Source organism: Lysinibacillus sp. 1 U-2021 (assembly GCF_029916965.1).
Taxonomy (GTDB): domain Bacteria; phylum Bacillota; class Bacilli; order Bacillales_A; family Planococcaceae; genus Lysinibacillus; species Lysinibacillus capsici.
In genome coordinates this window covers 406,889-423,116 of record NZ_CP123966.1, presented here as the reverse complement: position 1 = coordinate 423,116, position 16,228 = coordinate 406,889, and the positions used below count along the sequence as shown (strand labels likewise).

Here is a 16,228-nt window from a genome sequence, read left to right as displayed (position 1 = left end):
GGGAATGAGGTGAGATAATCGTGGACAATGCAATCAATATCAATTTATCTTTTGAGGAAAAGTGGGAAAAGATTATAACATGTGATCAAACCTATGATGGGCTTTTTTATACAGCGGTTAAAACTACTAAGATTTATTGCCGTCCTTCCTGTAAATCCAGAAAGCCGAAAAAGATGAATGTTGAATTTTATGAAGATATCCAAAAGGTAGAGGCGGCTGGCTATCGGGCATGTAAACGATGTCAGCCTGAAATCGAACATTCTCCACACACGCAATTGATAAAAAATGTCACGACTTTTATTATGAAGGAATATAAACAAAAAGTGACTTTACAGGAGATGGCGGAGCATGTTGGCCTCAGTCCCTTTCACCTTGAACGACTATTTAAACAAGAGACTGCTGAGACGCCTCGAACGTATTTAGAGAAAATCAGAATTGATAAGGCTGCCCATCTATTAAAACATACCGACTTTACAAATTTAGAAATATGTTATGAAGCTGGCTTTCAAAGCCCATCTAATTTTTATAAAGTTTTTCGACGGCTGAAAAATTGTTCGCCTACAGAATACCGTAACCTATCGTTGCAGGGGGACATGATATGAAATGGACAAACGATGTTGGCTATTTAGTTATCGAGTTACCACAGGCATTTAATTATAGAGAGTGTTTGCAGTTCTTAAAGCGCTCACATCATGAAATACTTCACCATATAAAGGATGATGTGCTCTACAAATTATTGAAGATTGATGAACAATTTATTTTATGTGAAATAACTGAACAAGCACATAAAATAATAGTAATATTTCCAATGAAACAGCCAGCTAGCCATGAACAGGCGATCATCGCACAATATATCGCAGAGTGGTTTGATTTAACAAAGGATTTGCAGGGGTATTACCAGATGGCTGAAAACGATCAAATCCTAAAGCCACTTGTGAAGAAATATAACGGATTACGGTTAATCGGGATTCCTGATTTATTTGAAGCATTGGTTTGGGCAATTATTGGTCAACAAATAAATTTAACTTTTGCCTATATGTTAAAAAAGAGATTTGTCGAGCATTTTGGAGAATATGTTTACTTTGAGGGGCAAAGCTACTGGCTGTTTCCAACGCCAGAGAGAATAGCCGTTATTGAGGTAGATGATTTGATCCACCTCCAATTTACACGGAGGAAATCAGAATACATTATTGATATTGCCAAAACTATCGTAAGCGGACAATTGACAAAAAATTTGCTGTGGCAACAAGAGGACTACGAAGCCATGAAAAAACGATTAATGGACATTCGAGGAATTGGTGCATGGACAGCAGATTATGTGCTTATGAAATGTCTGCAACAACCGACAGCATTTCCTATAGCAGATGTAGGTCTACATAATGCTTTAAAAATACAACTAGCATTAGAACGAAAACCAACAATTGAAGAATTAAAGAACTATGCGGAACATTGGCAAGGCTGGCAAGCTTATGCCACCTTTTATTTATGGAGGTCACTGTATGAAACGGTATAAATTAGATTATTCATCACCAATTGGGATTATAGAAGTTGAGGGAAGTGATACAGCAATTGATGCCATTAACTTTGCAGAGCGAGAGCAGATCGTCAATGCTCCTCAGCAAGACACACCTGAAGTTTTACTGGAATGTGTTAAGCAATTGCATGAGTATTTTCTAGGTGATCGTCAGGAGTTTTCATTTCCTTATGTTTTTCGAGGTACAGATTTTCAACAAGCTGTTTGGCATGTTTTACCGAGTGTAGGATTTGGTGAAACGGCTTCATACAAGGATATCGCCATTGCTATTAACAATGAAAAAGCTGTAAGGGCTGTTGGTAGTGCGAATGGTAAAAATAATATCAGCATTGTTGTGCCATGTCATCGAATTATCGGCTCCAATGGAACGCTGACAGGTTATGGAGGCGGGATGTGGCGCAAAGAATGGCTGCTTCAGCATGAGCAGACACATAAAAATTTATCCAAGTAACCCCATTCATCAGAGTACGTCATTTCGCTATTTGTACACAGTATAAAAAAGAGGTTATTGCAAAAAATAAGACCGTCAAAATGGCGGTTGTAATGACTAGTCTTTGTCATTTTATCGCTTCTTATGACACCTCCCTGCTAAGAAATATAGCTTGGAGTATTGAAAATAAAGGAGGTGTACACATGAGCGTGCTTTATAGAATCGCCTTAGTACTAGTTATTATAGGTGCAATCAACTGGGGACTCATTGGATTCTTTAGATTTGATTTAGTGGCTTATTTATTTGGTGGACAAACGGCGGTCTTATCTCGTTGGGTTTATGCACTCGTTGGTCTTGCTGGGCTAATTTCGATTCCAATTCTTGTAAAGCGATTTGAAGACGAGGATGATGTAGATACATTTACTCGTATGGATAGAAATCCTAGCTATGGCATGGAGGCTGGAGAAGAAACAGATTTCTCAGAAGTAAGAAAAACGGAAGAGAAAAAAGAGAACAAATAGTTAAACTGTAAAAACTAGTGACCATGTTGTCGCGTCAGTTTTTCAAAATATTCGCGTAGCTATTGACTACGCGAATATTTATTTTTTTAGGATTAGTCCTGATTACTTGGAAATGCAAAGGAAGAGGTAATGTCATTTCCTTGTTCTACCCATTTTTCTGAAATGGTTTTCGCTTTTGTGAAGAAACGAACTTGGTCAGGTCCAAACATATGCCCCTCACCAAATCTTGATCGTTTCCAGCCACCAAAGTTATGATAGCCTACTGGAATAGGAATGGGTACATTGACACCTACCATACCTACTTCAATTTCAGTGGTAAACTTTCGAGCTGCTGCACCATTGTTCGTAAAGATGGTTACACCATTTCCTAATTCATGGGCATTAATAAGGGCTATAGCTTCCTCTAATGATGCCACGCGGACGACATTACGTGCAGGTCCAAAAACCTCTTGTTCATAAATTTCCATTCCAGGCTTTACATGATCGAGTAATGTAGGTCCAAGATAGAAACCATTCGATTGTTTGGAAATTTCCGGATTTCGCCCATCGCAGACCAATGTTGCGCCTTCTTCTAGGCTACGATCGATATAGCCAATGACGGCATCCTTTGATTGCTGAGTAATGACTGGTCCAAAATCAACTTCGGCATCTGTATAGGGACCCACTTTTAATTTGGCAATTTTATCGGCAAGAATACCCACTAATTTATTGGCTGTATCCTCCCCAACAGGAATAATGGTTGACAGTGCCATACAACGCTGGGAGGCAGCTCCATAGGCAGCCCCTAAAAAGGCATTTGCTACATGCTCTAAGTCAGCATCTGGCATAACCACCATATTATTTTTACCTCCCCCAAGTGCTGTGACACGCTTCCCATGTTTAGAGGCTGTAGCATAAATGGCTTCTGCAACTGGCGTAGAGCCTACAAAGGAAATCGCTTCAATGGCTGGATGGCATAACAGCTCATTAACAGCATCTTTATCTCCATTAATAACAGTCCAAACCCCATCTGGTAAGCCTGCCTCTTTCCACAGCTCTGATAAAAATAATGCTGAGCAAGGAACCCGCTCTGACGGCTTCAGAATCACACAGTTTCCTACAGCCACCGCCATGCTTGTAATTGCGAGCGGTACCATGACAGGGAAATTAAATGGGGAAATAGCCGCTACTATGCCTAATGGTTCTTTCAGAGAATAGGCATTGATATGACCACCAACATTCACTGAATACTCTCCTTTAAGTAAATGGGGGGCATTGATAGCTAAATCAACAGATTCTAAACCGCGAGTAATTTCGCCCTTGGCATCCTCAATCGTTTTGCCACTCTCTGTACAAATCATATCAATTAGTTCATCGATATTTTCTGTTATGAGTTGGCGGAATCTAAGGATAATTTCAGCTCGTTTACCAACTGATAAGCCACGCCAAGCAGGAAAAGCCGCTTGGGCAGCAGCAATCGCTTCCTGTACCTCTTGTTTTGTTGCCAAAGGTACACGAGCAATGACAGTACCTGTGCTTGGATTGTAAACATCTGAAAACTGACCGCTTTTCCCTAGAACTGTTTGTCCATTGATAAAATGACCTAAATCCTGTATGTCTGTATTTGTTACCATCTAGCTATTCCTCCTACAGTTTAATAGAATGTAAGGCTTGTACAAATTTTTCAACAATGAAATTCGTCTCGTCTGAGGAAATAATCAGAGGAGGAGATAAGGTTAACACATTATTGAAACCTGCCACGGTTACCCCATTTTTCCCAATGAGTAACCCTTGTTCCTTACATTGTGTGATCACTTTGTTCACAAGTGTCATGTCGAGCGGTGTTTTGCTATCTTTATCTTGTACTAGCTCTACGCCAATTAATAAGCCTTTCCCACGAATATCCCCAACATTCGGGTGCTCCTTTAATTGTTCCTGTAATGTAGTGAGTAATGTAGCACCTAGTGCAGCCGAGTGGGCAAATAAATTTTCCTTTTCCATTATTTCAATATTTTTTAATGCGACGGCACATGCTGCTGGTGATCCACCGAATGTGTTGACATGACGGAAAAAGTCATATTCCTCAGTTCCAGCAAACGCCTCATAAATTTCACGACGAACAGCTGTAGCAGACAGTGGCATATAAGCGCTTGTTAAGCCTTTTGCCATAGTCACAATATCAGGCTGGATGCCGTAGTTTTGGAATCCAAAAGCTTTGCCTGTACGACCAAAACCACAAATGACTTCATCGACAATGAGTAGTGCGCCATGCTTCTCACAAACAGCTTTAACTCCCTGTAAGTAGCTGTCGTGGGGCATAATTACACCACCGCCAGTAATAATAGGCTCCATAATGACTGCTGCTATGGAATCTGACATTTCCCAAGTCATGACATGATCGATTGCTTGGACGGATGGTAATGCACAAGGGTCCTTACTTTGAATATGGTCTTCATTGGCACGATAAGCGTCAGGTGGAGTGACATGTATAAAACCTGGTGCCAGTGGCTCATATTTATACTTTCGTTGAGCTTGTCCAGTAGCTGCAAGAGCACCCATCGAGCTACCATGATAGGCCCGGTAACGAGAAATAATTTTCGTTCGATTGACGTGACCTTTTTGTTGATGATATTGTCTAGCTATTTTGAAGGCTGCCTCATTTGCCTCGGAGCCACTATTGGAGAAGAAGACGACATAATCATCCCCTAAAAGCTCATTAATTTTTTCACTTAATTGAATAGCAGGGATATGCCCAACAGATAATGGGGTATACGTATTTTCTAGCAATTGCTCATAGGCAGCTTTGGCAATCTCCTCACGTCCATAGCCAACGTTCACACACCATAAACCTGCCATTGCATCTAAATAGCGCTTGCCTTCAATGTCAGTAATCCATGCTCCTTTAGAGGATTGGACGATCATTGTTGCATTTGGATTGTAGGGCTTCATAGAATGCCATACGAATTGTTCATCTTTTACTTGCCAATTGGGACTTGTTACATTTGTCACGAAGCTTCACTCCTTCTAAACAGGTAGTTGATTAGCATGCATATGTTTTCCTCAGATGTGGACAACAAAAATGCGCAGTCGCCCCCATTTGTACTTTATATGTATGCTTCAAGAATTTTAGAAGGAGTATTTAATGAGAAAGATAATTCAGTTAATTTAATGTTGTGACAGGCTATTGATGCATCAAGACATCCTCAATTAAAAAGGCAATATACAAATTAGTCTTCGTAAAGGGATTGCTTAAGTCCATATCTAATAGCATTTCAATTTTCTTAATTTTATAGAGGACGGTGTTTCGATGTATAAATTGACGTTCACTAATCCTGCTTGTACTGCCATTTTCCTCAACAAAAATACGTAAAAAAGGTACATAGTCTGTCCCATGTAGTTCATCATAGTGATAAAGCTGTCCTAAAATATCCTGACTAAACGATTTCATTAGGGGCTGATTTTTCACAGCCATCAATATTTTATAGGCACCGATTTCTTTGTATTTATACAAATAACGATTGTTATGAAGCTGTGCTAAATGGATGACGGTTAAGGACTCATCATAGCTTTGGCGAACATTTTCTAGCTCTTTATGAAAGTTACCTTTGCCGATAATAATATCCAAGTAACCATTTTTTAGCGTGATTTTTTCATAGATTTCTTCTACAACTTTTGAGAAGGGTATATTAGGTGTATTGATTTGTGCTTTATCAATTAAAAAGATGAGGTGATTTTTATGCTTTAATTTTAAGAAGCGTTGATAGCGATTTTGAAAAGCGAATTGGATCATGACCTCATAACGGTCAATAGCTGCTTTGGAGCCAATGGTTGTACAAGTTATGATCGCTAATTCTCTTCCTTGAGGAAATCCTAGCTGTGCTAGTTGATCTTTCATTGTGTTAGTGTTTTGTTTGTAATGAAATAGTAGATTGAAAAGAACCTTTTCTTCGATAGAAAGCTCTTGATGGTGATTGGCAATAAATTGAAAGGTAGTTTTTAATAGATCAGCAATGCGATAATTCCATGGCATTTGAAAAATTGGGAAATCATGTTGATTGGCAAAAGAGATGACGGCTTCTGGAATGCTAGGAATGAATGGTCCTGTATTAATGATAAAGCCAGCTACTTTTTTCGTGTATGCCTGTTTGACAAGATGTTCCAAGGAGTCTTGCTGTGCATCTAAATTAATACCTGTTGTGACGACTAATTCATTGGGTCTACAAAACATGATTAAATGACTGCTTTCCACAACATTAATACCAGTAACTCTGCGATACGTACCACTATGTCCAGCGACTAATGTGAGCATTGGGAAATGAACTCCCTCTACAATTTTACGAATCGTCCCCATACGTTCCCCCCTTAATTATGAACATAACTTACCATATATGATGTGCAGTTGCACATATTTTTTTAGTTTACTATCCATATCTCACAAATTTTATCTATTTTAGAATGTTTATTAACTACTGTGAAAGAGAGGACTTGCATATGTATAAATGTAATAGTAGACGATTGCAAGAGTTAATTGAACAATTTAGTCAATTTGGGGCCACCGAAAATGGTGGCGTCACACGTTTGTCTCTTTCGAATGAGGATGTATTAGCAAGAAACTATTTTTGTGAGTGTTGCAAAACGTTAGGAATGGATATTCAGGTGGACGATATGGGCAACATTTACGCCACTCTTCCTGGTAAAAAGAATGTGCCACCCATTGTCATGGGTTCCCATCTAGATTCAGTAGAAAAAGGTGGAAAATTTGATGGTGTGTTAGGTGTACTAACAGCGATCGAGGCCATTCGAACAATAAAGGAAAATGATATCGAAGTGGACATTCCTCTTACGATTGTCAATTTCACGAATGAAGAAGGGGCACGTTTTGATCCAGCCATGATGAGTTCAGGCGTCATTACCTCAAAATTTGACAAAGAAAAAATGCTACAATCTACAGATAAAAACGGCATTCGTTTTCAACAAGCTTTACAAGCAAGTGGCTATGAGGGAGAGCAAGCCAATCGTCTGAAGGAGGCACTTGCTTATATCGAATTGCATATTGAACAAGGGCCAGTATTAGAAGCAAAACAGCAGGAAATTGGTGTTGTTGAAGGTGTGCTAGGCATGGTCTGCTATGAAATTACAATTAGTGGGCAATCAAACCATGCAGGTACAACCCCAATGCCAATGCGTAAAGACCCAATGATTGTGGCATCAACCATCATTAAAGAGCTATATGAACAATTAGGAAAAATTGACGAACAACTTGTTTTTACTTTTGGTCGTATGAATGTTTCCCCGAATATTCATACCGTTATCCCAAATAAGGTGACATTTACAATTGATTCACGTCATCAAAAGCCAGAGGTCATGCAACAGGTTGAGGATATTCTCAACGCGCTTCCTGAGACAGCGGGCGGATGCCATATTCAGCCTGTCAAGTTATGGGGCAGAGATACCGTGTATTTTGATAGTGCGATTTGCAATGAAGTAGAAAGAGCTTGTCAAAGCTTTGGCTATTCATCTCATCGTATGTTTAGTGGCGCTGGACATGATGCACAGTATATGGCAAGTATGGTTCCTTCCGCGATGATTTTTGTTCCAAGTATTGAAGGGAAGAGTCATTGTGAAGAAGAGGAAACAGCCTTTGAAGATTGTGCAAAGGGCGCAGATATTTTATTGGAAACGGTGTTAACGCTACAAACGAAGTTTAGTATGGGCGAAACATATACACTGCATTAACTATCAAGCATTCTCTAATTTTGTGATGAAGGGTGAGAGGCATAGTGAAAAAAATCATTAAAGGTGGACGAGTAGCAACTGCTGCTGATGTATTTGAGGCAGATATTTTAATTGAGAACGGGAAAATTGTTCAAATTGGACAAAATTTAACGGATGCTGGCGCCGAAATTATTGATGCTACAGGCAAGTACGTATTGCCTGGAGGCATTGATCCCCATACGCATTTAGACATGCCATTCAATAACACGGTGACGGATGATGATTGGAAATCAGGCACCATTGCAGCGGCTTTTGGTGGGACAACTACTATTTTAGATTTCTGTTTAACAGCAGGAGAAGAAAAATTAGCAACAGCCGTAGAGAAATGGCATGACAAGGCAAAAGGAAAATCTGCTATTGACTATGGCTTCCACTTGATGATTGGTGATCTAACACCTGAAACCGAAGCTGAATTACCACAATTGTTGGAGCAAGAGGGCATTACTTCTGTTAAGGTCTTCATGGCTTATGCAAAAGAATTCCAAGCGACAGATCGTACATTATTTAAAGCCTTTAAAATCGCTAAGGATCTTGGTGCGATAGTGATGGTCCATTGTGAAAATGGCTCTGTTATAGATGAGCTAGTAGAGGAGGCAAGACGTGCTGGACATAAGGAACCGATCTATCATGCACTAACTCGTCCAGCGGAATTGGAAGGAGAGGCAACAAAGCGTGCTATCGAATTAGCGCATATAGCTGGTGCGAAGCTCTATGTGGTGCATGTGACTTGTAAAGAAGCGGTAGATGAAATTATTGCCGCTCGTGAAAAGGGCTATGATGTTTATGGTGAAACTTGTCCACCGTATTTAACGCTCGATCAATCCGCATTAGCGCAACCAGGCTTTGAAGGAGCCAAATATGTTTGGTCACCGCCACTTCGTCCTAAATATCATCAAGAACATTTATGGAATGCCTTAAAGGCAAAACAGCTACAGACGATTGGCTCAGATCAATGCTCCTTTAGCTTTAAAGGTAAAAAGCAATTAGGCTTAAATGATTTCTCGAAAATTCCAAATGGCGGACCATTCATTGAAGACCGCTTCAGTATTTTATACTCTGAGGGCGTGGCAAAAGGCAGAATTTCCATCCATGAATTTGTTGATATGATCTCTACTAGTGCCGCAAAAATATTTGGCTTATTCCCGCAAAAAGGAACGATTGCAATTGGTTCAGATGCGGATATCGTCATTTTTGACCCAGAGGCACAGCGTCAAATTTCAGCTAAAACACATCATATGAATGTGGACTATAACCCATATGAAGGCTGGGAGGTAACAGGTGAGCCTGTTAGTGTACTCGTACGTGGGGAATATGTCATTAAAAATAAAGAATTTGTAGGTGTACTTGGCAGTGGACGATACATTAAACGTCCATTAAAAACAGTAACTGCAGAAGCTCTAAACATTTAGCTTCCTACAGGATAGACCGATTGTTTTGACTGGAGAGCAAAACAATCGGTTTCGTAATTAGGGTACGGAAAAAATGAACACATGAGGGGGATGTGGAAATGGTTCCGATTCAAGAAAATGCAATGACCGTGCAGCTTAGACGTAATTTTGTGGAATTAAAAGGTAAGATGACAAAGAATGAGGCTATTGAGGAAGCCAATCGTTGTTTGTATTGCTATGACGCACCATGTATTAAAGCATGTCCAACAAGTATTCAAATACCAAATTTCATAAAAAAAATTGCATCTGGTAATATGAAGGGTTCTGCTACGACTATATTAGAAGCAAACCCAATTGGTGCAAGCTGTGCAAGAGTTTGTCCAACGGAAGAACTGTGTGAAGGGGCGTGTGTCTTAAATTCTTCAACAAAGCCAATTAAAATTGGTGAGTTACAACGTTATGCAACGGATTGGGCAATGGAAACCAATGCTCAGCTATTTAAGGCAGGTCCACATAATGGACAGAAAATAGCCATTGTAGGGGCAGGTCCTGCTGGTTTGTCGGCAGCTCGTGAGCTCAGTCGTTTAGGCTATCAAGTAACTATTTATGAGGCTGAAGCGAAGGCAGGGGGCTTAGGAAGCTATGGGATTGTAGCATTCCGATTACCAAATGATGTCGTAGATTGGGAAGTAGAGCAGATTGAACAGCTCGGTGTGGACATTCAAACGAATACAGCTGTAGGTGTGGATATTTCTGCTGATGAAATTTTGGCTCAGTATGACAGTGTGATTTTAGCTGTCGGTATGGGTGCTGTCCCAAATTTGGGCATTGATGGGGAAGAATTAGAAGGGGTACATGATGCCATTGAGTTTATTCGAAAAACAAAAATGGGACCGCTTACAAATGATATTGTAGGGAAACGAGTAGCCGTAATCGGTGCTGGAAACACGGCGATAGACGGTGCTACAAGTGCGGTGCGTTTAGGCGCAGATAATGTACAAATTCTCTATCGTAGAACAGAAAAAGAAATGACAGCATACAAATTTGAATATGAATTTGCCAAGCAGGATGGTGTGGCATTTAAATGGCTAACTGCACCTAAAAAAATTATTGGCAATGAAGCAGGAAAGGTGACAGGCATTGAATGTGTGAAAATGAAGCTTGGTGAGGCAGGTCCTGATGGTCGACAACGCCCTGAAGAAGTAAAGGGCTCCAATTTTATCATTGAAGTGGATGCTGTTATTAAAGCCATCGGGCAAACTCGTTTTGTATCGTTAATTGAAGCCTTTGGTTTAGCTCATACAAATGGTGTCGTAGACATTGATGAGACAACAATGCAAACGTCCAATGACAAAGTATTTGCATGTGGAGATGTTGTCTTTGGTAATGGACAGGGTGAAGCGATGGTAGTGACCGCTGTACAGCAAGGAAAAGATGCAGCATATAAGATTCATGAACGTTTAAGAAAACCAAGTGAGATTGCATAAAGTGAACCTTCAATCAGTGGAGGCTCTTTCTCCACTGATTGTTAGATTCACCAATCGAGTTTATACAGGCTGTTAATCCCCCACCTGAATGATTACATTAGCCTATGTTTTGAAATGGTGGTCATACAGCCTGTATCTGGCACTATGCTTTCAGTTGACAAAAGATTGTTAGTACGGATAGAGGGGGAACTTATATGGCAGACTTACGCATTAATTTAGCGGGCATCAAATCGCCGAATCCATTTTGGCTAGCATCTGCTCCACCAACGAATTCAGGCTATCAAGTCCAACGTGCATTTGAAGCGGGCTGGGGTGGCGCAGTTTGGAAAACGTTAGGAGAACCGATTTTAAATGTGTCTTCCCGTTTTGCAGCAGTTAGCTATAATGGCCAACGTGTGGCAGGCTTTAACAATATTGAATTAATTACGGATCGACCATTAGAAGTGAATTTACAAGAAATTTATGAGACGAAAAAGAAATTTCCTAATCACGCAATTATTGCCTCGTTAATGGTGGAACCAAAGCAAGAAAAATGGCATGAAATTGTCAAACGAGTAGAAGATGTGGGGGTTGATGGTCTTGAGCTTAACTTTGGTTGTCCACATGGGATGGCAGAACGAGGCATGGGTTCTGCCTCTGGTCAAGTCCCTGAATTGGTGGAAAAACAAACGTACTGGGTAAAGGAAGCGGCGCGTACACCTGTTATTGTTAAACTAACGCCCAACATTACGGATATTACCGTGACGGCGGAAGCGGCAACACGAGGTGGAGCAGATGCTGTGAGTATGATTAATACGATTAACAGTTTAGCTGGTGTTGATTTAGATTCTTGGAATACAGTACCACATGTGGCTGGAAAAGGAGCTCATGGGGGCTATTGTGGTCCAGCAGTTAAACCAATTGCACTGAACATGGTTGCAGAATGTGCTCGTAATCCATTAGTCAATGTACCGATTTCGGGCATTGGGGGGATCTCCAATTGGCAGGATGCAGCGGAATTTATTTTAATGGGTGCGACAGGCGTACAGGTATGTACAGCAGCAATGCATCATGGCTTTAGTATTGTGGAGGATATGATTGATGGGCTGAATAACTACTTAGATGATAAAGGTCTAGCTTCCGTCATGGATTTAGTTGGTCGCTCTGTACAAAGGTATTCAAACTGGGGTGATTTAGATTTAAATTATAAAATTGTCGCAGAAATTAATAATGATGTTTGTATTAATTGCAATAAGTGTCATATTGCTTGCGAGGATACATCCCATCAATGTATTGACCTTTATACGGAGGATGGTCGCCCAATGCTAAAGGTTCGTGAGGAAGACTGCGTAGGCTGTAATTTATGCTCAATTGTTTGTCCTGTCGATGGAGCCATTTCAATGGTTGAACGCCCATCTACAATTCCGCCAATGACATGGAATGAACGCCAATCACTTCTTAGCAGTCTATCAAAATAAAGGACCGTTGTTCATTTTTGAATAAAGATTAAAATCGAAATTCCACCTTCCTTCAGCATTTTGGGTGAAGGAAGGCACTTCAAGTAGGTTGTCACGGAAATTAGAAAAAAAGGAGAGAAACATTATGGAACGTGAAGGGAATTATTTAAAATCCCCAGATTTACTTCCAGTGACACATCAACAAAGAAATATTGGAACATTTGGTTTTGCGGTGATTTGGATAGGAATGGCAATTGTATTAGCAGCTTTTGCCATTGGTGGTTCGGCTATTATGAATTTATCCTTACCAATGGTGATTGTGGCAACATTGGTAGGTTCTTGTTTAATTGGCGTCTTTATGACGTTAATTGGTGACATCGGAATAGAGCATGGATTATCTTTCCCTGTTTATATGCGTGCACCATTTGGCACATTCGGTACTCATATACCTTCTCTTGTACGTGGTGTTACAGCTGCCTGTTGGTTTGGTTTGAATACGTATTTTGGTGCATTAGCGATAAACGGAATTTTAAATTTATTGTTTGGCTTTGATAATTGGTTTATCTGCTTCCTTGTGTTTGCAGCGCTTCAACTCTTTAATACATCTCTTGGTATTAAATCCATTGAGCGTTTTGCTGATTTAGCAGCCCCTGTCATTATTTTAATTTCTTGTTGGATGTATTACACATTGGCAGATAATGCAACATCTCAGGGAAAAAATATTTGGACGTGGGTGGAAACCCCAACAACAGGCTTCGCTGCTTTTACCGCCTTTATGGTAGTGGTGATGGCAAATATGGGCTTTTGGGCAACCTTAGCAGCAGATATGCCATCCTTGTCCCGCTTCTTTAAAGCACCCAAAAATGAGCGTAATTGGTTCAAGCGTAATAAAACACAGCTTGTAGGCTCTTTAATTGTCATGCCCATTACAAACACATTCATTGTTACGATTGGTGCAGTTTGCTATATGGCAGTTGCCTCGGCAGACCCAATTAATGCCTTACAGCAAAGTGCAAGCGGCTTTATTCTTGGAATTCTATTGCTGATGATTGTATTAGCACAATGGTCGACAAATACCTCTGCCAACGTTGTACCAGCAGCTACTATTTTCTCTAATATCGGTGGACCGAAAGTGCCATTCTGGGTAGGGGTAGTTATTGCAGGGATTATTGGTATTCTTGCACAGCCCTGGAGTCTATTTGATGTCATGGTCAATGTCCTATTAATCATTGGCGGTATTTTAACAGCAATTGTAGGTATTTTATTTGCTGATTACTACCTGATTCGTAAACGGCGTGTACATGTCAAAGAGCTTTATGAATTAGATGGGCAATTTAAATATTATAAGGGCTTTAATATGGCTGGATTAATCGCTTGGGTAATCGGTGGTGCAGTTGCCAATATATTTTCAACTTACTCTTCTTTAGTAGGGTTCGCTGTAGGCGCGATTGTATATTATGTATTAGCGAAGTATTGGTGGTTTAAAAAGTATCCACAAGCTGAGCTAGATGATCCAAGTGATGCCAAATATTTAGGTATTACTGTCGGACATAATTTAGACGAAATATTTGGCCAACCAACAGCTCCAACGACGACTCCGGATGAAGATGAACTGGTGGAGCAACCAGATCCTCTGTTAGAGATGAAGGGTGCCGAGTAAGTGAGACAACATCAAGACATTTTCAAAAGAAGGTGAGGTGATGGCATGTCTGAATTCCAACAAAGCACAGAGGAAATTCAAAAAGTAGATCATTATTTAGATAGTGGCTTTAAAATCAAATATGTCTACGAAAATTTAAGTGGGATGTTTGTAGAATTTGCACGTCAAGAAGAAGTGACTTTGCTACAAATTCTAACAGCAGATGCACGTAAATACTTCTCTGCTAAATTACACGAACAAACTTTATTACAATAACGAAGCAAACTCTATTCCTTTCGACTTGAATGGAATAGAGTTTTTTTGAATTTTCTGATTTAAATTATGTTGAAGTAACACCATATTTCGTACAAACATCAATTAAATCGTCGTTATTACCTATTTTTTGTTATTCTATTAAAATAGCAATATTTTTTGTTTTTCCTAAAAATACATTTGTCTTTTTTAGAAAAATTGATTATTATTTTAAAGTAAAAACATCGTAGAAAGAACAACAGGAAAAGAGGCGTTATGGAGTGGCCAATAAGGAATTGAAAAGAGGATTAGAAGCACGTCATATTCAAATGATTGCACTTGGCGGTACGATTGGTGTTGGGCTATTTATGGGCTCAGCAAGTGCTATTCAATGGACAGGACCTTCTGTACTCCTTGCCTATGGTATTGCAGGTATTTTTATTTTTTTCATTATGAGGGCAATGGGTGAGATGCTTTATATGGAGCCAAGTACAGGCTCTTTTGCCACATTTGGCTATAAATATATTCATCCTTTAGCAGGGTATTTAACAGCGTGGAGTAACTGGTTCCAATGGGTTATTGTTGGGATGTCTGAAATTATAGCAGTAGGAACGTATATGCAATATTGGTATCCAGAATTACCAGCTTGGATACCTGGTCTAATTGCAATGGTGATTTTGGGTGTGGCAAACTTCATTTCTGTCAAATCTTTTGGAGAATTTGAATTCTGGTTTGCGATGATTAAAATTGTTACGATTATTTTAATGATTATTGCTGGGGTCGGACTTATCTTCTTTGGCTTTGGCAATGATGGAATAGCAATTGGCTTATCCAATCTTTGGAGTCACGGTGGCTTCTTTACAGGTGGCTGGACAGGATTTTTCTTTGCCTTATCTTTAGTCGTTGCTGCCTATCAAGGGGTGGAGCTCATTGGGATTACAGCAGGAGAAGCAAAAAATCCTCAACAAACGATTACGAATGCCATCCAAAGCATTATTTGGCGTATTTTAATTTTCTATATCGGTGCAATCTTTGTCATTGTTACAGTGTATCCTTGGGATGAGCTTGGCACAATTGGTAGTCCTTTCGTTGCGACATTTGCTAAGGTAGGTATCACAGCTGCTGCAGGTATTATTAATTTCGTCGTCATCACAGCTGCAATGTCAGGGTGTAACAGTGGAATCTATAGTGCTGGACGTATGTTATATACACTTGCTATGAATGGACAAGCACCAAAATTTTTCGCTAAGCTTTCTAGTAATGGCGTGCCTTTATTTGGAACAGCGGGCGTATTAGTTGGCTTAGTCGTTGGGGTTATTTTAAGTTATATTGCCCCTGAAAACTTATTTGTTTATGTGTATAGTGCAAGTGTTTTACCAGGGATGATTCCATGGTTTATCATTTTAATCAGTCAAATTCGTTTTAGAAAAGCAAAGGGAGCGCAGCTAGCAAAGCATCCTTTTAAAATGCCGTTCGCACCGATTACAAACTATGTAACAATCATCTTTTTAATCATGGTACTAGTCGGCATGTGGTTCAATGATGATACACGCGTGTCATTAATAGTGGGCATTATTTTCTTGATTCTCGTAACCATTAGCTACTACGTATTTGGTATTGGTAAAAACCGATACAGCAAAGATTCTATAGAATAACCTTTAAGGATGTATCTCTAATTGGGATGCATCCTTTTTGTATGGCTATTTTTGCTAGCACAATTTTTACATAATTAAATGAAAAAAAGACAAACTACTAAAAACTGAGTGATATGGACTGGTATTTATCGG

The 16,228-nt window shown here is 39.7% G+C and carries 14 protein-coding genes; 11 read left to right on the top strand and 3 right to left on the bottom strand.

Annotated elements, in window-relative coordinates; all coding sequences use genetic code 11:
* Nucleotides 1-20: 20 nt before the first annotated feature.
* The 4 genes from QH639_RS02255 to QH639_RS02240 all read left to right on the top strand — a co-directional run bounded on the left by QH639_RS02255 (nt 21) and on the right by QH639_RS02240 (nt 2,485).
* Nucleotides 21-602, top strand: coding sequence for a bifunctional transcriptional activator/DNA repair enzyme AdaA (locus tag QH639_RS02255; protein ID WP_259419175.1), 582 nt, complete (start codon nt 21-23; stop codon nt 600-602).
* Entirely contained in the window at nt 599-1,513 is a 915-nt protein-coding gene (locus QH639_RS02250) for a DNA-3-methyladenine glycosylase family protein (protein ID WP_281115612.1), read from the top strand. The genes QH639_RS02255 and QH639_RS02250 overlap by 4 nt, the downstream gene beginning before the upstream one ends.
* Complete coding sequence (locus tag QH639_RS02245) at nt 1,500-1,985, top strand: methylated-DNA--[protein]-cysteine S-methyltransferase (protein ID WP_131519687.1); 486 nt, start codon at nt 1,500-1,502, stop codon at nt 1,983-1,985. The genes QH639_RS02250 and QH639_RS02245 overlap by 14 nt, the downstream gene beginning before the upstream one ends.
* 182 nt (nt 1,986-2,167) lie before the next feature.
* Nucleotides 2,168-2,485, top strand: coding sequence for a DUF378 domain-containing protein (locus QH639_RS02240; RefSeq protein ID WP_048389879.1), 318 nt, complete (start codon nt 2,168-2,170; stop codon nt 2,483-2,485).
* 92 nt (nt 2,486-2,577) lie between these two features.
* Here QH639_RS02240 and QH639_RS02235 read toward each other — a convergent pair whose 3' ends face one another.
* From QH639_RS02235 to QH639_RS02225, 3 genes are all read right to left on the bottom strand, one after another.
* A complete protein-coding gene (locus QH639_RS02235; RefSeq protein ID WP_281115611.1) occupies nt 2,578-4,098 on the bottom strand; it encodes a CoA-acylating methylmalonate-semialdehyde dehydrogenase in 1,521 nt (506 codons plus the stop codon).
* A 13-nt stretch (nt 4,099-4,111) separates the two neighbouring features.
* Nucleotides 4,112-5,473: an aspartate aminotransferase family protein gene (locus tag QH639_RS02230; protein ID WP_048389882.1), complete on the bottom strand. Its 1,362-nt coding sequence runs from the start codon at nt 5,471-5,473 to the stop codon at nt 4,112-4,114.
* A gap of 172 nt (nt 5,474-5,645) precedes the next feature.
* Nucleotides 5,646-6,815 (bottom strand): PucR family transcriptional regulator, encoded by a 1,170-nt coding sequence (locus QH639_RS02225; protein WP_237900087.1) that lies wholly within the window; start codon nt 6,813-6,815, stop codon nt 5,646-5,648.
* A gap of 140 nt (nt 6,816-6,955) precedes the next feature.
* On the opposite strand from QH639_RS02225, the gene QH639_RS02220 reads away from it, so the two are divergent.
* The 7 genes from QH639_RS02220 (at nt 6,956) to QH639_RS02190 (ending at nt 16,096) form a co-directional block, all read left to right on the top strand.
* A complete protein-coding gene (locus QH639_RS02220) occupies nt 6,956-8,200 on the top strand; it encodes a Zn-dependent hydrolase (protein ID WP_131519690.1) in 1,245 nt (414 codons plus the stop codon).
* 44 nt (nt 8,201-8,244) lie between these two features.
* A complete protein-coding gene (gene hydA / locus QH639_RS02215) occupies nt 8,245-9,648 on the top strand; it encodes a dihydropyrimidinase (RefSeq protein ID WP_131519691.1) in 1,404 nt (467 codons plus the stop codon).
* A 98-nt stretch (nt 9,649-9,746) separates the two neighbouring features.
* A complete protein-coding gene (locus tag QH639_RS02210) occupies nt 9,747-11,114 on the top strand; it encodes an NAD(P)-dependent oxidoreductase (protein ID WP_131519692.1) in 1,368 nt (455 codons plus the stop codon).
* Between the two features lie 194 nt (nt 11,115-11,308).
* Nucleotides 11,309-12,571: an NAD-dependent dihydropyrimidine dehydrogenase subunit PreA gene (gene preA, locus QH639_RS02205; RefSeq protein ID WP_048389894.1), complete on the top strand. Its 1,263-nt coding sequence runs from the start codon at nt 11,309-11,311 to the stop codon at nt 12,569-12,571.
* Nucleotides 12,572-12,695: 124 nt separating this feature from the next.
* Nucleotides 12,696-14,210 carry an NCS1 family transporter gene (locus tag QH639_RS02200; RefSeq protein ID WP_281115610.1) on the top strand — a complete coding sequence of 505 codons (1,515 nt, stop codon included), beginning with the start codon at nt 12,696-12,698 and terminating at the stop codon, nt 14,208-14,210.
* A gap of 45 nt (nt 14,211-14,255) precedes the next feature.
* Nucleotides 14,256-14,465, top strand: a complete 210-nt coding sequence (locus tag QH639_RS02195; protein WP_004232753.1) for a hypothetical protein — start codon at nt 14,256-14,258, stop codon at nt 14,463-14,465.
* Between the two features lie 257 nt (nt 14,466-14,722).
* The gene (locus tag QH639_RS02190; protein WP_131519695.1) at nt 14,723-16,096 is read left to right on the top strand and encodes an amino acid permease; all 1,374 of its coding nucleotides are present in this window, start codon (nt 14,723-14,725) and stop codon (nt 16,094-16,096) included.
* The last annotated feature ends 132 nt before the right edge of the window (nt 16,097-16,228 follow it).